Annotated in this window: 19 protein-coding genes; 10 read left to right on the top strand and 9 right to left on the bottom strand. The window is 47.4% G+C overall.

Going from position 1 to position 19,617, the window contains the following annotated elements:
- Positions 1-51: 51 nt before the first annotated feature.
- The 5 genes from AB3Y94_RS09130 to AB3Y94_RS09110 all read left to right on the top strand — a co-directional run bounded on the left by AB3Y94_RS09130 (position 52) and on the right by AB3Y94_RS09110 (position 5,693).
- The gene (locus tag AB3Y94_RS09130) at positions 52-1,860 is read left to right on the top strand and encodes a M3 family oligoendopeptidase (protein WP_367295946.1); all 1,809 of its coding nucleotides are present in this window, start codon (positions 52-54) and stop codon (positions 1,858-1,860) included.
- Positions 1,861-2,105: 245 nt separating this feature from the next.
- Positions 2,106-2,525, top strand: a complete 420-nt coding sequence (locus AB3Y94_RS09125; protein ID WP_125682488.1) for a helix-turn-helix domain-containing protein — start codon at positions 2,106-2,108, stop codon at positions 2,523-2,525.
- 426 nt (positions 2,526-2,951) lie between these two features.
- The gene (locus AB3Y94_RS09120; protein WP_367295945.1) at positions 2,952-3,803 is read left to right on the top strand and encodes an SAM-dependent methyltransferase; all 852 of its coding nucleotides are present in this window, start codon (positions 2,952-2,954) and stop codon (positions 3,801-3,803) included.
- 337 nt (positions 3,804-4,140) lie between these two features.
- A complete protein-coding gene (locus AB3Y94_RS09115; RefSeq protein ID WP_367295944.1) occupies positions 4,141-4,800 on the top strand; it encodes a transposase in 660 nt (219 codons plus the stop codon).
- Positions 4,797-5,693: an IS3 family transposase gene (locus AB3Y94_RS09110; RefSeq protein ID WP_137617402.1), complete on the top strand. Its 897-nt coding sequence runs from the start codon at positions 4,797-4,799 to the stop codon at positions 5,691-5,693. The genes AB3Y94_RS09115 and AB3Y94_RS09110 overlap by 4 nt, the downstream gene beginning before the upstream one ends.
- Positions 5,694-5,710: 17 nt before the next feature.
- Here AB3Y94_RS09110 and AB3Y94_RS09105 read toward each other — a convergent pair whose 3' ends face one another.
- From AB3Y94_RS09105 to AB3Y94_RS09065, 9 genes are all read right to left on the bottom strand, one after another.
- Positions 5,711-6,709 carry an IS30 family transposase gene (locus AB3Y94_RS09105; RefSeq protein WP_367294841.1) on the bottom strand — a complete coding sequence of 333 codons (999 nt, stop codon included), beginning with the start codon at positions 6,707-6,709 and terminating at the stop codon, positions 5,711-5,713.
- A 466-nt stretch (positions 6,710-7,175) separates the two neighbouring features.
- The gene (locus tag AB3Y94_RS09100) at positions 7,176-8,243 is read right to left on the bottom strand and encodes a YdcF family protein (RefSeq protein WP_367295943.1); all 1,068 of its coding nucleotides are present in this window, start codon (positions 8,241-8,243) and stop codon (positions 7,176-7,178) included.
- 11 nt (positions 8,244-8,254) lie between these two features.
- Positions 8,255-8,845, bottom strand: a complete 591-nt coding sequence (locus tag AB3Y94_RS09095; protein WP_367295942.1) for a TMEM175 family protein — start codon at positions 8,843-8,845, stop codon at positions 8,255-8,257.
- 161 nt (positions 8,846-9,006) lie between these two features.
- Entirely contained in the window at positions 9,007-9,348 is a 342-nt protein-coding gene (locus AB3Y94_RS09090) for a DUF5776 domain-containing protein (protein ID WP_367296503.1), read from the bottom strand.
- 17 nt (positions 9,349-9,365) lie between these two features.
- Entirely contained in the window at positions 9,366-9,692 is a 327-nt protein-coding gene (locus AB3Y94_RS09085) for a hypothetical protein (protein ID WP_367295941.1), read from the bottom strand.
- Positions 9,693-10,049: 357 nt separating this feature from the next.
- Complete coding sequence (locus AB3Y94_RS09080; protein WP_367295940.1) at positions 10,050-10,532, bottom strand: hypothetical protein; 483 nt, start codon at positions 10,530-10,532, stop codon at positions 10,050-10,052.
- A gap of 14 nt (positions 10,533-10,546) precedes the next feature.
- A complete protein-coding gene (locus AB3Y94_RS09075) occupies positions 10,547-10,963 on the bottom strand; it encodes a hypothetical protein (RefSeq protein ID WP_367295939.1) in 417 nt (138 codons plus the stop codon).
- A 134-nt stretch (positions 10,964-11,097) separates the two neighbouring features.
- Positions 11,098-12,111 (bottom strand): lipoate--protein ligase, encoded by a 1,014-nt coding sequence (locus AB3Y94_RS09070; protein ID WP_367295938.1) that lies wholly within the window; start codon positions 12,109-12,111, stop codon positions 11,098-11,100.
- A gap of 381 nt (positions 12,112-12,492) precedes the next feature.
- Positions 12,493-12,972: an Rrf2 family transcriptional regulator gene (locus AB3Y94_RS09065; protein WP_367295937.1), complete on the bottom strand. Its 480-nt coding sequence runs from the start codon at positions 12,970-12,972 to the stop codon at positions 12,493-12,495.
- 386 nt (positions 12,973-13,358) lie between these two features.
- On the opposite strand from AB3Y94_RS09065, the gene AB3Y94_RS09060 reads away from it, so the two are divergent.
- The 5 genes from AB3Y94_RS09060 to AB3Y94_RS09040 all read left to right on the top strand — a co-directional run bounded on the left by AB3Y94_RS09060 (position 13,359) and on the right by AB3Y94_RS09040 (position 19,204).
- A complete protein-coding gene (locus AB3Y94_RS09060) occupies positions 13,359-14,402 on the top strand; it encodes an ABC transporter ATP-binding protein (protein ID WP_367295936.1) in 1,044 nt (347 codons plus the stop codon).
- On the top strand, positions 14,399-15,373 hold the full coding sequence (locus AB3Y94_RS09055) for an ATP-binding cassette domain-containing protein (protein ID WP_367295935.1): 975 nt from the start codon (positions 14,399-14,401) through the stop codon (positions 15,371-15,373). The genes AB3Y94_RS09060 and AB3Y94_RS09055 overlap by 4 nt, the downstream gene beginning before the upstream one ends.
- The gene (locus AB3Y94_RS09050) at positions 15,373-16,332 is read left to right on the top strand and encodes an ABC transporter permease (RefSeq protein WP_367295934.1); all 960 of its coding nucleotides are present in this window, start codon (positions 15,373-15,375) and stop codon (positions 16,330-16,332) included. The genes AB3Y94_RS09055 and AB3Y94_RS09050 overlap by 1 nt, the downstream gene beginning before the upstream one ends.
- A gap of 14 nt (positions 16,333-16,346) precedes the next feature.
- A complete protein-coding gene (locus tag AB3Y94_RS09045) occupies positions 16,347-17,297 on the top strand; it encodes an ABC transporter permease (RefSeq protein ID WP_367295933.1) in 951 nt (316 codons plus the stop codon).
- 86 nt (positions 17,298-17,383) lie between these two features.
- Positions 17,384-19,204, top strand: a complete 1,821-nt coding sequence (locus tag AB3Y94_RS09040; RefSeq protein ID WP_367295932.1) for an oligopeptide ABC transporter substrate-binding protein — start codon at positions 17,384-17,386, stop codon at positions 19,202-19,204.
- The last annotated feature ends 413 nt before the right edge of the window (positions 19,205-19,617 follow it).

Below are 19,617 nucleotides of genomic sequence, written 5' to 3'. Positions count from 1 at the left end.
GACGATGTTTGCTATAATGGTCACAACAATTAACCCTAGGAGGTATTGTCGATGAAGTACTCTATGAAATGGGAGCTTGACTCCCTGTTTGCCGGCGGAATCAATTCCGACCAGCTCAAAGCAAAATTAACACAAATCAAGACCGCCACCGCGGCTCTGGGTGACCTCCTCGATCGGTGGGACGCCGCCAGTGATGCTCCCGACTATCCTCAATTTAAAAAACTAATCACGCAACTCCAAGCAATCGATGCTGGTCTCGGCCAAGCAGGCATTTTTGTCACCGCTGTCGGTTCTGCAGACATTCACAATCCCGACGTGGCCCCCGTTGAAGCTGAATTGCAAGATTTAGATACCCAGATTCAAAACGTGAGTGGCAAATTAAAGAAAGTTCTGGTCCAGGTTCCCGATGCCAACTTCGACGCCATGCTGGTCGACTTTGACCTCAAACCAATTGCCTTCAATCTGCAGGAAATGCGTAACGAAGGTAAAGAACTGCTGGACGACAAGACTGAAGCCTTGATCAACCGGCTAAACCTCGACGGTAAATCCGCCTGGAGTAGTCACTACGATTCGCTGGTAGCCACCATTAGCGTCCCCTTCCACGATGCCGACGGCCAGCCCGTAACCCTCTCGGCAGGACAGGCCGACAATAACTTATTGGGTAACGCTGACCCCCAGTATCGGGCCGAACTTTTACCGGCTTGGGAACAAGCCTGGACGGACAAGGAACAGCTCTTCGCCGACACACTGAACCATCTGGCTGGTTTCCGACTAACCGAATACGGGGCCCACGGCGTAACCGATTTTCTACAGGAACCACTTAAGCAAAATCGGCTAAGTGCCAAAACCCTCAACACGATTTGGCGGGTCGTCGATGAGAACAAACAGTTCTTACTCGACTACCTGGATCGTAAAGCAGCTTTGCTGGGCAAGAAGCACGCCGGTTGGCAGGACGTTGAGGCACCGTTGAATTTACCAGGTGGTCAACTACACCACTTTACTTACGATGAGGCCGCTGAGTTCATTATCAAACACTACGGCGAATTCTCGCCCAAGATGGCCGCCCTCGCCCAACGTGCATTTGAAAATCGGTGGATCAAAGCCGAAGACCGCGCGGGGAAGGCGCCTGGTGGTTGGATGGAAAGTGCGCCGGAAACGCATGAGTCCCGTATTTTTATGACGTTCACGGGTTCACCTAACGACGTTTCAACGCTGGCACACGAACTCGGTCACGCCTTTCATTCCAGCGTCATGACCGACCTGCCCTTGTTGCGACAAGAGTACGCCATGAACGTGGCAGAAACGGCCTCGACTTTTGGTGAGCTCATCGTGGCGGACGCCAACGTTCGAGCAGCTAAGACGGACGCAGAAAAGATTACGTTGCTCAACGCCAAAATGGACAATCCATTGGCCATGTTCCTCAACATTCGAGCCCGGTACCTCTTTGAAACTCACTTCTATCAGTTACGACAACAAAAATTAGTTACGCCAGCCGAGCTGAATGAACTGATGCTTAACGCGCAGAAGGAAGCCTTTGGTCACGACTTATCGACCTACTCACCTCATTTGTGGGCCAGCAAGTTGCACTTCTACATCGACGAACCGGCTTTCTATAACTTCCCATACGTCTTTGGTTACCTCTTCAGTCTCGGTATCTATGCCAAGGCGCAACAGGCCGGAAACTTTGAAAATGACTACATCGCTTTACTACGTGATACGGCCAACATGTCAACGGAACAACTCGCCCAAAAACACCTGAACGTTGACCTGACCCAACCGGACTTCTGGCTGGCCGGTGTCAAGCTAATTAAGCGCGACGTTGCCGAATTTATGCGCCTAACTGATTCACTCGTGAAATAGTCCAACTTTCCGTTAAAAACCACATAGAGTGGTATAATAATCTTAGTGGCACAACTGTTTCGGTGCCGCCCCAATGCGGCAAGGACACAGGGTTAACGTCTCCAAATGTGATCGTCTCCAACAGGACATTAACACGTAATGTAGTCCTGACGAGCGGTCCCACGAGCGGCGTATCTGCCCACCAGGACGGCTATTCTCAAACTAACGACTGTAAACAAAACAAATGAAAGAAACGGGTGAGTTGGATGTTTTCAGAACGACTTCGGGCCTTGCGACGTGGCCAACACATTACTTTGGAACAACTGGCAACGGCCTTAAACGCGCAAACGGCCGGGCCGGACGATCACGCCAACACGGCCTCACAGATTGGTAACTGGGAACGGGGCATTCGGACACCTTCATTTATTGAAGTCCGGAAACTCGCCGAATACTTTGACGTGACCATGGATTACCTGACAGGTAAAGCAGAGCGTGATGAGTACGACTTAGGTCGCCTCTTCCTCTCCGGCAAGCAACTCAGCTTCAACCGCGAATTGCTGAGCGGACAGGACCGTTACGAAATTTACCAATTAATTGATGGTTATCTGCACGGACGGGAAAATCGGGCTACCAATCAAGAACCAAATCAACAAGAGGAACTGGATCTTCATTTAGACGATCATTAATTTGGAAGTCGGCAGGTCGGCAATCAATGCTAATCGGCCGACTTTTTTCGTGACAATGTGTGAGTATGGCTGCCTTACCGGTCACAGGAGCTGGGCTGGAACGGTGCCGACACAACTTTAAGCCTTGAATATCACAAGTCTTGAAGCTTGGTCTTCTGCTGAGCCGTAAACGTCTTAGCAGAACGAGGCGCCTGAGCCCAGTTCCTGTGACCTCACGGCTAGAATTGATACATTGGATTCTCACTAATAAATATTTTTTTACAGTGAGTGCCAATTTTCTGCCGACCATGCTGATTTCGTTTGGACGCGACCTTGACTAGAAATTGTTTGCCTATAAACACTAACGAAATCCAGCCGCAATCTGTCACCCTCAAAAACTGAACTTAACCATTCCTTACTAACTTTCATCCAGAAAGGACCCTTACTTTGAATCCTAAGAAACTGCAAAAATTAAAGAAAAAAGTTCGCCACGCTCCCCTCAGTGAGCGCAAAACTAGCTACATTGAGCGGATGACGGCCTACTATCGTCAGTTTAATGATTACCCCGCCATCAAGATCTTAATTAGTAACGTCCTCTTAGCCGATCGGATGCTGGCAGCCGGCGACTTACCGCAACAAGTACCGCTACTGCAACTCCCAGACGATAGCCAAGATCAGATTTTCAAAAAGCTCAACGAAAGCTACCCCGCTGGTGATGCCACGGGCGACAAGCTTTGGAACGAGCTGAGTGATGCCCTGCCAAACTTAGACCATGACTTGCGGTCTTTCAGGGACTATCTGGAAAATCACTATGGTATGTGGGCCTACACACCAGCGCCATTTGTCGGCGACCTCGCCAAATTCGTTGGCGACCGGGCCGTACTAGAAGTGATGGCTGGCAACGGCTACATTTCCAAGGGCTTACGTGACGCTCACAAGACAGTCTACGCGACGGATAGTCAGGCTTGGACGGCAGAAAATGAAACTGGCCGCCACCCGCTAACACCGATTGAACCGTTGAGCGCTGTGGCTGCCTGGAACAAGTACCAAGACCAGATTGGCGTTGTCGTCATGTCCTGGTCACCAGATGGCTTGCCCTTGGATTGGGAACTACTCCAAGCCATTCGCCAGTCTAGCCAAGACGTGGACTTCGTCGTCATTGGGGAACCCCATGGTGCCACGGGATCAAAGGACTTCTGGAACCACGCTGACCTGTTGGAAAACAAGGATACGCGTGACTTAAACCGCCACTACACGCAAATTGATCTGGTTCAAGACCACGTTTACTTGGTCAAGTGACCGAAAAGTTCAGCAGTAAATATGACATTTTACCAAACTGATAGTGACCTATTTACCTTATATTAACCGTCTGATATGATATTACTGGTTAATTAATACAGGGAGGATTCACAGCATGTTAGCGTTGGGGAATATTTTATTTTACGGCTTGGGGACCTTGCTGATAGCCGCACTTGGCTACGCAGCGTTTGCGAGTTATCAAGCACATCGCGATGAATAATCAAAAACACCGACCCGTCCATTTGCTATAGTCCCCTTAAGGTTGACAGATGAAAAACTATAATTCATCTGTTAACTTTAAGGGGATTTTTCTATGCCTAGGACAAGATTTACAGCTATGGAGAAACTGGATATTTTGACTGGTCTATCACAGACCAATTTGAACAGAAGCAAATATCTTGAGCAATATGGTATTTATGACACTACTATTCGTTCATGGCGAGAACTTTACAAACGTGATGGCCTTGACGGCCTAAAAGAACGCCATATCTGGACACGTTATAGTGCAGAGACCAAGCAGCAAGCCGTGGAAGCATATCTAAATGGTGAAGGTAGTTTAGTTGAAATCAGCAATCATTTTGGATTGAGAAGCGATAAGCAACTTCGCGACTGGATTAAGAAATTCCAGTATAATGGGACCAATAAATCATTGACGGATCCCCCGTCAAGAAGGCAGGTCCGCATTATGAGTCGTAAAACAACATTCGAAGAACGAATTGAAATTGTGGAGTATGTCACGGCTGGAAAGCATTCGTACTCCCAAGCATCCGAACACTTCAACGTCTCTTACCAACAGGTAAGAGCCTGGGTTCTCAAATCCAAAGACGGTGGTTACACAGCATTAAAGGATGGCCGTGGACGTACTAAACCAGTTGAAGAAATGACTGAAGTTGAACGTTTAAAACTAGAGAATCGTCAACTAAAGGCCCAGCTCAAAGAACAGGAGGTAATGGAGCTCTTCGCAAAAAAATTCCGGGAACTACAAAACAAGGAGTGAACGCCCAACATAAATTAGTATTCCAGACAATTCAGGAACTCAGTCCCCAGATTCATGGCGCCCAAGCCATTATTCTTCGCAAAGTGGGTCTATCTCGCCAAGCATTTAATCAATGGCTTCATCGTGAAGAAACCCCTCGGGAACAACAAGAAACACAGCTCAAACAAAAGATACTCATGTACTTCAACGCACATCGTCAGAGAATCGGCGCAGGAAAATTGAAGATCTATCTAGACCATGATTCAGAGCTTGATTTTTACGTCTCACTTAAGCGCGTTAAGCGGCTTATGACTCTCCTCCATCTCAAGTGCCAAAGTAGACTGAAGAAACACCATCGAGTAAAACAAGCTGAGCAAGAATTACGAGACAACGTATTAAATCAACGGTTTAATATGGCCGATAACCCAAATGAAGTGTGGTTGTCGGACGCCACCGAAGTTCGTTACGGTATCAATGGCGAGTACAAGGCTCGATTGTGTGGTGTACTAGACCTGTATGGCAGATGTCTTTTATCCTACAATCTGAGTGTTACTGAGACTAGTGACGCAATGGTTGAAGTCTTTGAGCGAGCCTTTAGCAAAGCTGGAAAAGTTCATCCAATGGTTCATACTGATCGTGGTTCGGCTTACACTTCCAAAGATTTTAATGATCTAATGACCGAACACAAAGTCGTTCGGAGCATGTCCCGACCGGGAACGCCTTATGACAATGCCCCAATGGAACGTTGGTGGAATGAATTCAAGTTAAACTGGTTAGACAGCCACCCAATGCCTAAAACCAAGGAGGAGCTAATTAAGCTTATTGAGGAAGGTATTCACTACTTCAACTATATTGACCGCACAGCACAAAGAAACGGCTCCACCGCGGTTGAATACCGCGGTGAAGCCGCTTAATCAAATCTGACGAATTGTCAAATCAAGTGTAACTTTGTCCCAAAGAAAACTTCAGATGGACTCTTCCAGCCTAAAATCTTGCGTGGTCGGTTATTTAGCACTTCAACGAACTGATAAATATCTTGGTCAGTGAGCTGATCTAAATCGGTTCCCTTGGGGAAGTACTCACGAATAAGGCCATTGGTATTCTCATTGGTTCCCCGTTGCTGGGGCGCATGTGGATCTGGGAAATAGACTGGAATACCAAGTTCTTGACTAACTTCGCGGTATCCTGCGAATTCAGTTCCACGATCCGGCGTAAGCGTACGAACTCGTTTGGGCGTCACAGTATGCAGTAGGTCAATCATAGCTTGCGTGACGTTCTTGGCGTTTACTTTGGAAACTCGTTGAGACAATAAGTACCGTGATTTACGGTCCACCAATGTAACCAAAGCTGAACGCCCAGTTTTACCCCGAACGGTGTCGCCTTCCCAATGGCCGAACCAGCTCCGTTTATTACACGAAACTGGTCGTTCATGAACTGAAAGAACTTCGTTAAACCGACCACGTCGTTCGTTAACCGTTCCTTTGACCTTACGGGTTTTGCCACGGTGGCGCAACTTTCGGGCAAAACCACGAGCACCGTGACTCTTGCGTTTAATCCCTAAATTATCGAGTTTAATTCCGCGATAAATAGTATTGTAACTGATTTGCCATTCGCTATTTTCGTGAACTAAACGGCCTGAGATTTGTTCCGGAGACCATTGGCATTGAACGATGCGGTGAAGGACAAAATCTCGTAGTTTCAAGTCAGCTAAGATCCTAGGACGTCGGCTTTTCAGTCGCCGTCTCTGATAGTTCTCTTGTGCTTTGACAGCTGAATATGCATCACGGCCACCGTTGCGCTTAATTTCGCGTGATACGGTGGCTTTTGAGCAGCCAATTTTCTCCGCAATACCTTGATAAGTATCGTTTAAAGTGACTCCTAACAGTATGCATTCTCGGTCTTTTAAGGTAAGATGATTGTACGGACTCATAGCCTAAGATCTCCTTTAAGTGATTGTTGTGGTGACTTCATTTTACAGGACTCAGGCTATGAGTTCTTTTTTATTTTCTTCTTACTTGTTGCACTTCAATTGTAAATTCGTCCTACAAAAAATTATAGTATTTCATCCGTCAACTTGACAGGGACTAGTGCAATTTGGACTGATCGGTGTTTTTTCAACCATTCGCATCAACTCAGAAGCAGCAGCCAACTGCATATATTTTTCGAACGCATTTGAATCTGCACTGACGTACTTACCATACCCGTTCTTCGCCAAAATAACCGGGTTCTGTGGGCTAACCCCTTCCAGCAACTGGTTATAGAACAAAGTCCTGAAATGGGGTTAATGTTCTGTTCAAAGTTTTGGGGGCTTTTTTCCATCATTGAAAATCGCTCCCTTCACGCCTCACTATCCCTACTTTGCTGCAAATAGGCGATTGGTTGGCAGCATAAATTATCTAGTAATATTCAGCAATCGTGAGGCTACTCGTCAGCAGGAACATTAACCCAATCGCCACGGCGTGCCAGCGTTTATTGCCCACAAAAATGGCAATGTATTCCCGCAAAATGGCGTTAGGCAAAAAGAACTTGGCCGTGTGCGCCCCGATACCATTGGCCTTGAGACCCGCTTGCTTGGCAATCATCCCCGCTCGAAATGTGTGATACCCGTTCGTCACGAAGGTTACCCGCGGCTGCTGTGGTCCCCGTTGATCAATGATTTTTTTCGAGAAAATCATATTCTCGTAGGTTGTTTTCGACCGATCTTCTGCTAGCGCATGGTCAACGGGTAATCCCCGGGCCAAGGCATATTGTCGCATGGCGACACCCTCTGGCACCGTTTCGTCGCCGCCCTGACCACCGGAAAAGATGATGACGGGGGCGCGGCCGGTCTTGGCTAGTTGCTTGCGGTAAAAGGTCAAGGCCCGGTCGATCCGCTGGCCCAATAACGGCGACACCTGGTCGCCATTTAACAGGCCAGCTCCCAGGACAATCAAGTAGTCCTGCTTATACCGTGGCCGATTAAACTGATAGATAAAGAGCATCGTGAGGTAGTTGTAAAACCAAAATAGCACATAAAAAATCACCAACGACGGAAAGAGGTTCAACGCTGTAGCCACTGGAACGGGCAGGTACAGGGTCGTGGCCCGGACCACGAATGGTGCCACTAAAATGGCGATTCCTAAGAACAACGTCAACATATTAGCCAGTGTATGGCTTTCTCGTTTCCAAACGATCCACGCATTCCAGAGTAGCAGGAAGGCTTGGAGGGTAAATACCACCCCGATTAGCAACAGTAGTAACACGAATAACACCAGACTGATGACGATTAACCACCGATTACTGGTGCCTAAGATCGTCATTGCCGATAAAGATAAAAACGAATAGAAAAATAGTGAAAACCACAATCCGTTGCCCAGTCGCCGTTTCTCAATGCTGTAACTAATGACAAAGCCGGCCCCAAAGAACAACGGAATCAGCCAGCCTAAATAAGCCACGGCTGGAATATTAAATAAATTATCTTGCATGTCTAACTCCCCTAAAACAATTTGTCACTATCTTTAGGTGTGGAAATTGCCATCGCAATCAACTCTACTAACGTAAAGATGAGGACAATTGGCGGCCACTGAAAGATCAACACCGCCACGATGGCCCAGACAAGCCAATAACCGACGTTGATGTTCATCCGATAGACGGGCATTTGGCGAATCTTCTGAGCCACTTCTGGATGGTGCTCCCGATTGGTCCGCATGACCACGTAAGAAAGGCCCGCGAAGGCCCATTGCCAGAGGGTGAAGATAATAAAGTAAAAAAGTTCCAGCTGAACATCACTAATAAAACGACCAGCCCAGGCCGTCGACACTGGCAACATCGCCATGACTAGGATCCAGAGGTTATTCATCCAATAGATGCCCTTGGTCACCCGCTTCGTCAGTGAAAACATGTAGTGGTGATTGTACCAAGCAACCCCAATGAATAAGAAACTAATCAAGTAAGCGACTAAATAGCTCCACTCTGTGGCCAAGGCCGCAAAGGTCGGCTCCTCTGGCGTCTTAAACTCCAAAACCATAATCGTTAAAACGATAGCCACCACTGCATCAGTGAAGGCTTCCACGCGTCCTTTGTTCATCTTCAGGTCCCCTCAAATTCAAGTTAATTTTAGAATAGCACAGTTACTGTAGGGAGTGATTGGTCAAGGCTAGAAAATTTTGAGAGATTAAAAAAATCGCCAGTTACCTGGCGATTTCTACTTAAAAGTCAATAGTCTTTGTGCAATGTCAGCATCATCACTTACTTGATAACTGCCACGTACTGCCGGTTTGCAGTAATGTATCCGCCAGCCGTACGAAAACGCTGAACGCCTGAGCGACTGGTATCACTGCCATGAGAATAATCCCATCCGGTAATCTTAATCGTCGTTCCACGTTTATAGGTCTTGATTTTCTTGTTCAAATTAACGGTATGATACAGGACAATCTTAGTTTTTGTCTTAACTTTGACGACCACTTTAGGCTTTGTTGGTGAAACAAACTGCTTGTTCCCCGTAATAAAAGTACCGTCGCTTAGCTCATACCGCGTTTTTTGACCAACCTTCACTGCCTTGACCACGTTGACGGCCGTTCCTTGCTTCAGGTACTTCCCCCGCTTGGCTAGTGCGGCACTAGGGTGAATGTAGATACCCTTACTTGAACATAGTCCACACCTGACCCTTTAGCTTTTTCCTGATCCAAAATATCTTGATAAGTCGTCTCCGAATCAATATCGTAGTTTCCTGACACTGGTTGAGCAGCAAGATCACTGCTTCCCGAATCGTTAAAAAAAATAGTATTTCCGTTCTCATCAACCGGTCGCAAAGTGAACTCATACGATTGCGTAGCCGCTTGGGCCACAACGCCTGGTTGTGCGATGAAATTCCAGCCTAAAAATAGGCACATGGTTCCCATACCTAACATAAGTAGCCATTTAAACCATTTCATGTCCATCATCTCCCGTGTGTGAAACGCTTTCGTTATTCCTAATATAACACGTCTTATTTAAACAATATCAGCCTTTTTGGTCACCTGCTTGATTCTTTCTCAAAATCCATAAAAAAACGCCCAACCAGTCAAAGACTGATTGGACGTTCTTCACACAGCATTCGCCGAAACGAATGGGTTTATCTCGGAATCCACATTCCCTCAAAACCAGACACGTCACATATCCGGTGACATATGTGCCCTGCTGACAAATTCACCTAGCCGCTTGCGCGGACACCCCTTGCAAGCAAGGAATGCGTGATTTCTCGACTCATCGCATAGGAATTATATTAGCACATAAGTCTTAGAAACGCAAGGCTACTTCTTCTTAACGTCAGTTTCTTCCTTGTTGCTAGCCGCCGCTTGGAGCTTCTCAATCTGCAAACCTAACCAATCGTGCAGGCTTTGATCCGCAACTTTGGCTTGATCCACGTAAGTCGTGGCTGGTGCTAAGGCATCGATTCGCAAACCGGAAACGTTGATGTCTGGCGTCTCGATCACCGCGTAAACGTTGATATCCGCTTCATCCGTCGTCTCCATGATTTTTCCAATAGTCTTGCTATCTTGCAGTGGTAAGTTGATAACACTCATTTCCAACCGAACTGAAACGTCCGTGTCAGTCAGCTTCAGTTCCGCTTGTGCCAGTTTATCTGCACCAATTTGTTGGCGAATAAAGTCAGCCAATGGTGCCATCAACTTGTCTGCATCTGCAAAAAATTTAGCTTGTGTCGTTTCCGCCGTGACGTGTTCGATCTCATCGGCTGCCACAGCATCAATAAACGTTTGAATTTCTCGTTTCATTCTTTCACCTCGTCCTAATTACTGAAGCGTCGGCGATCTCTAGAATCTCGGTCGCGTTTCCGCAAACGTAACGCTAAAACCAACCAGTAGGCATTGGCCACCATGAGGGCCACCGCGAAGGCTGACATCAACACCCGAATCAGCATTTCGGCACTACTGTTGCTCCACATGTTCAAGAGCACCCCCACTAGGGACAACGTATACATCGCAATCACGAGTCCCATGAGGTAAAATGATGGCCGCCAATTTAGTGCCGCTAAAACGATGGGAACAGCGTACAGGACAACCGCCAAAATCGTTGACCGCCAGAATTCACTCGTGTTCATCTGTGCGCCAGCAACTTCAACGAAGGGACGGGACATCAGAAAATTAATGGCAATAAAGCCAATTAGGGACACAATCGCCCAGGCAATAACGTTACGATCTTTCATTTTTAAATAAACTCCTCAATAATTTCGCTAAAATAAAAAACGCGGTCAAACCGACCACGTTTTAGTCAATTTCCTCTTCTATTCTAACGTATTCCCCGCGGAAAATCAGCTAATCCACGAAAACTACTAGATTCCTAGTCCACGAGCAGGTCAACAACATCCTGCGTATCAATGCCGTTGAAATACAGTTGGCTGTTAACACTGTTCAGTACTTCGCCAACGTGTTCACGATCATACCGAACACCTTCGAGCTTGTCAGCCAATTCCGTAACATCGGATGGGCCAAAGAAGTCACCATAGAACTTGATGTTCTTGATCTTTCCACCATCAACTAATAAGCGGGCGTCAATCGTACCGGCCGTAAAGTGCTTCCGCTTCTTGACCGTAAATTCAGGAGAGTTTCCGTAAACCCAGTCCCAGTTGCTGTAATAGTCGTTGTAAATCTTATCAATGGCGGCCTTTTCGTCGTCCTTGATTTCAACCTTCTTAGCAGCGATGGCATCCAGATTGTCCACGTGGAACAATTCCTTCAGTAACGTATCCCGGAATTCTGGAACCGTTAAGTTTTGATACTCAGGAGCTAAGTAAGGCTTCAGGTTCGTCACCCGCGAGCGAACAGACTTGATTCCCTTAGACTTCATCTTGTCTTCTGGCACGTTCAAGGCGTGAGCAATCACATCTTGGTCTACATCCAGCATTAACGTCCCATGGGAGAAAGTCTTGCCGCTGTGTGAGTACATAGCGTTACCTGAGAACTTTTTACCATCGACCAAAATGTCGTTCCGGCCAGAAACTTCAGCAGTTGTTGCCCCCATTGCGTGTAAAGCGTCCACAATCGGTTGAACAAAAGATTTGAAATCGCCAAACTCCTCGCTGTCGCTATCAACCACGAAGCTAAAGCAAAGGTTGCCGAGATCTTGATATACAGCACCGCCACCCGATAACCGACGGGTAACCGTGATGTTGTTCTCTTCCACATACTTTTGGTCAATCTCTTCCAATGTGTTTTGGTTACGACCAACGATGATGCAAGGACCTTCGTAGTAGAACAAGACCAGTGGTTCATCAAACTTTTTGTTGTTCATCAAATACTGTTCAGTCGCTAAGTTGTGACGAATATCATGTGATTCCATGGCATACCAATACATAAACCCAAAACCCCTTTCAAATTAACCAACCCGGGGGTGGACTTAACCTGTCGTAATCCCGGTTACTTTAAATCATAGCACGCTTTGCAAACGATTACAATTTAGGGGTTAATCATTGATTTGTCATGAAAAAGGTAGGGAGACTGCCCATAGTGAGTAAGCCCATTTTAGCAGAATAAATATTGGAAAAATGATCCATAAATCTGGTTTAAGCGTCACCTGCCGTTTAACTGGCTACTCACCAGCATATGGGGGCAAACTAAAAAGCCGTCCAAGTTCACCCTGGGCAGCTTCCAACATCATTAATGGTGGCCGTAACCGCCATCCCTTATCTACAGTTTCAATTATAAACGCTTCACTAACAAAAAGGCAGTGTTTAGCTCAGTCAGTTGGCTTCTCTGGTTGCTTAATTAACTGTCGGAAAAAACCATGTGCGTGCAGGTCCTTCTTCAGGTCAGTCATCGTGAACTGGTGGTAAAACTTACGGTAATCCTCATCGGCCAGTGTAAAAAGATCCGTCAACGTTTGAGAAATGTTGGCAGAAATATCCGTCTGATCACTCGTTTTGGTACCCTTGGAATCACCCGTAATAAAACGGGCGTAGCTAATGGTTGGCGGAATCGTCAAATCATATAGCTCACCCACGTTGATATCGGCAAGATCACGGATTAATTGGTAACCCCCATTTTTACCAACGGAGCCCTCAATGTAGCCCTGCTTATGCAGAACCGAGAGGATGTTACGAATCATGACCGCATTCAATTGTAAGGAGGTTGCCAACTCACGACTCGCTATCTTCCGGGGACGGTTCTCATCCAGATATAACAAGCTATGAACGGCAACGGAAAAGTCTAGTCTCATCGTTCAGCCATCGCTTTCGAAAAATCTGTTCTTATTACTGTTATCATAACACATTCAGTTGATTCGTTAGTAGCCGTAACGACATTTCCTTACCTGATTTCATCAGTTGCAAGTTATGTATATTATTTCAATTGCTTGTATAAATGTCGGCCCTCAACTATTAGTTTGACAATCCCGTTATCCAACCAACCACTTTTAAGCCGAAAATTTTACCATCAACGGCGTTATCTGCGATGATTGCGCCATTGAAGCTTATCAAGGATTCTGGTCCAAATTTTCTTACTTTTGGTTTTACCCAACGACCAGTTATTACGAGCTTTCAATCGCCCAAGCAGCAGGTGTGGGTTGTCGCAATTTTATACATTTTAGTAGCCGATCAATTAAGGATGACCGACCACCAATTCTGGGGAGGGATTTTCGTGGAGACTGCCAACAATTTTCTAAGAATCAAAGATGTCAGCACGGCGTTTAAAATCAATGGTCAGTACTACGACGCCATCTCACACATTAATCTTGAAGTCCACCACGATGAGATCTTAGCTATCGTGGGAGAATCGGGCTGTGGCAAGAGTACCCTGGCCACGACCATCATGGGTCTCCATGATCCGAGCGAGACGCACATCACCGGCGAAATTGACTTTGAAAACACTGACCTTCTCCAGCTTGATGAGGCTGGCTACAACCAATTTCGGGGCGCTAAAATTGGGATGATCTTTCAAGATCCTCTCTCCGCACTGAACCCATTGAAGCGAATCGAAGACCAAATCAGCGAAGTCATGACCTACCACACAAACCTTTCCAAGGCAGCCAAGCACGACCGCGTCCTAGAACTGCTAGACCAAGTTGGAATTGTTAATCCGCAACGAACAGCCCGCCAATACCCCCATGAGTTATCAGGTGGGATGCGTCAACGCGTCATCATTGCCATTGCGATTGCCTGCAAACCCGATTTGATCATTGCCGATGAACCCACAACTGCACTGGACGTCACGATTCAGGCTCAAATTCTAGACGTTTTACACGACATTCAACGTGAAAATCACGCCGGTATTATCCTCATCACCCACGACCTAGGCGTCGTCGCCGAAACGGCTGACCAGGTGGCCGTGATGTATGCCGGCCAAATTGTCGAAAAGGGGTCGGCCGAGCAAATCTTTGATACGCCTGAACACCCGTATACACGGTCACTCCTTCGCTCCATGCCACAGCTCGACAATCAGCAAGATGACCTCTACGTCATCAAAGGTAACGTCCCATCCCTACAAAAGATGCCCACCACGGGAGATCGCTTTGCACCCCGGATTCCTTGGGTTCCTGCCAGTGCTCACGAGGCCAATCCGCAAATGCATGAGGTGGTTCCTGGTCATTGGGTACGTTGCACATGTTATCAAACCTTTCAGTTTCCTGACGAGGGAGGCGTCACGGTATGAGCTTAATTGAAATCAAAGACTTAAAAGTCCACTATCCCATCCGATCGGGTTTTTGGAACCGAGTGACAGACTCCGTCAAAGCCGTGGATGGTATTACTTTCAACATTGAAGCCGGCGAAACTTACGGTCTCGTCGGTGAATCTGGTTCAGGAAAATCGACCACCGGGAAGTCGGTGGTTGGTCTCGAAAAAGTCACCAGCGGATCCATCCTGTATCGGGGTAAGGACATTACGCAACGCCGTAATCGCCGCCTCTTGGACTACAATCGCGACGTTCAGATGATTTTTCAAGATTCACTATCCAGTCTGAACCCGCGCAAACGTATTGAGGACATCATTGCAGAACCCTTACGTAACTTTGAACATCTCACTAAGGATCAGGAAAAGCTGCGGGTTTTGCAACTCCTAGACATTGTTGGATTAGATCCTGACGCACTGTACAAATATCCACATCAATTCTCCGGGGGGCAACGCCAACGAATTGGGGTGGCTCGCGCCGTAGCGACTAACCCTAAATTGATCATCGCCGATGAACCCGTTTCCGCCTTGGATCTTTCCGTCCAGGCACAGGTGTTGAACTTCATGAAAAAGATTCAACGGGACTTTGGCATCTCTTACCTGTTCATCTCACACGATCTCGGGGTTGTCCGCCACATGTGTACCAACATTGCTATCATGAACCGCGGTCGACTAGTTGAAGTAGGCACCCGCGATGATATTTATAATCACCCCCTGCACATCTACACCAAGCGCCTACTAGCAGCCATTCCGGACGTCAACGTCAGTGAACGCGCCGCCCACCGGGCAATGCGACAGAAGGTCGAACGAATCTACCAATCCCAACAGCACGATTACTACGATGACTCGGGGGAAGCTTACCCACTCATTCAGGTCAGTCCGACCCATTCGGTTGCCCTGCCTCCGGAACGCGCACAACAACTACTGACTCAAGAAAGTGAGGCGCAGGACTAATGTGGAAAACAATTCTTCGTCGCCTCTTAATTATGATTCCTGAAGTCATTATCCTCAGCATCCTGGTTTTCTTACTCGCTAAGGCAATGCCTGGTGACCCTTTTACGGGGTCCATCAATCCCAAAGCGGACCCCGAACAAATTCATCACTTGATGAAGCTCAACGGTTTGTACGATCCCTGGTACCAGCAATATTGGCACTGGGTCGTCCACTTATTTCACGGTAACTTAGGTAACAGTTACCAGTACCAAGAACCCGTCTCCCGTTTAATTGCCGGACGAGCAGGCAACACCCTCTGGTTAGCTCTATTCACGATGATTTTGACCTACGCCATAGCATTACCAATGGGGGTCTTCGCTGGGCGGCATGAAGGGCAGCTTCCTGATACAGTCATTCGGGTTTACACCTACGTGACCTACTGCATCCCCTTCTTCGTTATCTTAGTCATTGGTATCTGGGTTTTCGGATACATTCTGGGTTGGTTCCCAACCACTGGGTCCATTTCACCAAACGCCAATGGCTGGGCACAAACTATTGGGTCGCACCTAACCCACATTCTATTGCCCGGCCTCCTCGGCGCATTATTTGGCACCGTCAATATCGTGCAATATCTCCGTTCCGAGGTCATTGATGCCAAACACTCCGACTACGTGCGAACGGCTCAGTCGAAAGGCGTCCCCAGCAAGGATATCTACCGGCACCATATTTTTCGCAACTCCTTGCTGCCCATTGCTGCATTTGCTGGATATTCCATCACCGGATTACTCAATGGCTCCATCTTTACGGAAACGGTCTTTTCTTACCCAGGCATGGGGTTGCTCTTCGTAAATTCCATCATCTATCGGGACTACACCGTGATTACAGCGCTAGTCCTCATCTACGGCATTCTGAACTTATTGGGAACCCTGCTATCAGATATCATTCTCAGTCTAGTTGATCCACGGATTCGTATCGACTAAGGGGGGGCAGTTTTATGGCTGAAAATTTTGCGCAACATTCAAGCATCTCGGCCGCCGATCTGGATCGGTTGACCCGTGAAGCACAGGCCGAAGCAACGCCCTCCACCGCCCGCATTATCTGGAATGAATTCAAGGCGGACCGGCCCGCGTTAGTTTCACTCTTTGTCGTCGTTGGCTTTATTCTCTTCGTCATGGTAGGTGCCCTATTCATCAATACACCCAAAATGATGGAAACTAACATCATGAACTACTTTAACCGGCCGCTAACCGCTGGCTTTCCTTTAGGAGCGGATGCTGGTGGCCGCTCTATCCTTCTGCAACTAATTGTTGGCTCACGAAATTCAATTGGTATCGCGTTAGGGTTGACCATCATTTCATCGACGTTTGGCATCTGTTGGGGCCTGATCTCCGGATACTTCAGTGGGTACGTCGACTGGGGTATGCAACGGGTCTACGACTTCATGATGATGTTACCAATGACGATGATGATCATCGTCTTGGTCACCATCATCCCACACTACAACGCCATTACTCTAACCCTGATTTTCTCCATTTTCTATTGGGAAGGTACGTCACGCCTAATTCGCTCGCGAACTTTAGCAGAGTCTGGTAAAGACTACGCTGCTGCATCGCTGACCTCCGGCACTAACCGTTGGAAAATCATTTTTCGCGACATTATGCCCAATATTTCGTCACTGATTATTGTGGACACGACGCTATCATTCGCTGAAAACATTGGGGTTGAAACGGGGCTATCCTACTTGGGATTTGGTCTCCCTAGCCAAACGCCCTCACTAGGGACCATGATTGCGAATGCCAACGATCCCAATAACATTACGCAGTACTGGTGGACCTGGTTACCCGCTGCGCTTGAAATCATCATCCTGTGCTTAGCCATCAGCTACATCGGTCAAGTCCTTCGTCGGGCTGCCGACGCTTCTCAACGACAAGGAACCACAGATTAATTTATCAACATTTGAGGAGATGGTGCCTACTTCACTTAACCTGTGTCACCAATGTGAGGCGTTTACTTCGAGGGGGAAACTTTGACATGAAGAAAAATAAAATCGTCCTGTCTACCATGGCGTTGCTAGCCGTAATTGGATTGGCCGCCTGTTCCAAAAAGAGTTCGAGTTCCAACAGTTCGGGTGAAGTCGGTTCATCTATCAACCTGGCTGAAATCTATCACAATCCTAAGGCTACAGATCAATCGGCCACGAAGAACAGCACTTTAAAGATTGCCGAACCCAACAGTGCTCCATTCCAAGGTTTGACAGATCCATCCCTGATTACCAACGCTGAGGATACCGACGTCTTCGCTCCTGGCGGTAACCAACCTGGTAATATCGATGGCCTTTTCAACTACGATAAAGACTTTAAGATTGTTGACGGTGGGCTGGCCAATCAACGGCTGAATCTAAAGGATAAGACCGCCACCATCACCATTCGTAAAGATGGCAAATGGTCCAACGGCATGCCCGTCACCGCTAAGGACATCGAATATGCCTACGAAGTTATCGGTAATAAGAACACGACTTCACAGCAGTACTCATCCGACTTCAACGCCATTAAGGGCATGGCCGCATACCACGCCGGCACCGCTAAGACCATTCCTGGGATCACCTTCCCAGATGGCCCAACCGGTAAGGTAGCCGTCATTCATTTTGATAAGATGTCACCAAGTATGAAATACATTGGCAACACCTTCATCTGGGGCGCCGTGGAACCTTACGAGTACATCAAGAATGTGCCAATTGCTAAACTAGCTGCTTCCGCTCAGATTCGGAAGAATCCCCTCTTCACGGGTCCTTACAAGCTAGACAAGGTCGTTGAAGGTGAATCAACATCCTGGTCCCCTAACAAATACTACTATGGCAAGACACCTCAAATTCAACACATCACCATCACTGTAGTCTCTCCGAATAACATCGACAAGGCTATTCAGTCTGGTAAATACGACTTTACCTCACCTGCTGGCATCATGCGTGGGACCGACTACAAAGAACTGAAGAACCTGAAGAATTACACGCCAGTTGGTCAACCAGAGCTGGGTTACGGCTACTTCGGTTTCAACGTGGGACAATTTGATACCAAGGCCGGCAAAAACGTCATGAACCCCAAGAGCAAAATGGCCAACAAGAACCTCCGGCAAGCCATGATGTACGCCCTGAACCTCGATGCCGTCAACAAGAAGTTCGGTAATGGCATTACTTGGCGGGCCAACTCTCTGATTCCACCAATCTTCGCAAAGTACTGGGATTCTTCAGCTAAGGGTTACCCCTACAACTTGAGTAAGGCTAACAAGTTACTGGACGAAGCCGGTTACAAGAAGAAGGGCAAGTGGCGGGTCCAACCAAACGGTAAGCCACTGACCATCTACTTTGGTGCCATGACTGAAACGTCCGTCCAAGCTGCTGAATATCAAGACTACCTGCAGCAATGGCACAAGGTTGGTTTGAACGTTAAGCTGGCCACTGGCAAGACGATGGAAATGAACAGTTTCTACAACATCTTGCAACAACCAAAGCAAGACAAGATGGATATCTTTGACGCGAACTTCAGCTTGTCCTCCGAACCAACGCCAACCACGTTGTACGGACAGTCCGCAACCTTTAACTTCAGCCACTTTGTTGAAGCCAAGAACGACAAGTTGATCAGTGAAATGAACAACTCGAAGTCTTGGAACGACACTTACCGGACTAAGATCTTCAAGGAATGGCAAGAATACATGAACGAAGAGGCTTACGTCGTTCCGAAGGCATTCAACTACACTTGGGCTCCCGTTAACCACCGGGTCAAGGGCTACGACATTAGCAACGGCAACTCTGAATTCTGGAGCAACTTGTCATTAACGTCCAATAGTTTGGAATAACTGAACGTCAATAGCAATCAGAAATTCTGCTTATCTGAGATAAATATCTCAAGTCACCACTACCACTAGACCAACTTCATTGAAAATAGCTATTGGCGGCGGTTGCCGGGACGAGGCTCAGCCGTGGTGATGGTGTTGATTCAGGTGTTCTGTCCCGGGCCTACATCATGGGACGAGCTTGGAAACACGCGATTTAGACGGGGCTTCAAGGCGAACCAGAGGACCGATTCTCAAGGCCGCAGGTGGTTCCCCACAGCAGACCCTCGTCCCCGGCAACCGGAGATAACCAATCATCCATTCTCAGTGAAAAACCATTAAAGCCGACGAATCGTCTCTGATTCGTCGGCTTTTTGGTTTGGAAGGAAGTGACCCTCTTTAAGTGAGTAACTCGTACTATACCGGAAGCCTCAGGC

The sequence above is a fragment of the Levilactobacillus yonginensis genome, from assembly GCF_964065165.1.
GTDB lineage: Bacteria > Bacillota > Bacilli > Lactobacillales > Lactobacillaceae > Levilactobacillus > Levilactobacillus yonginensis_A.
This window is presented reverse-complemented; position numbering and strand designations above follow the sequence as displayed.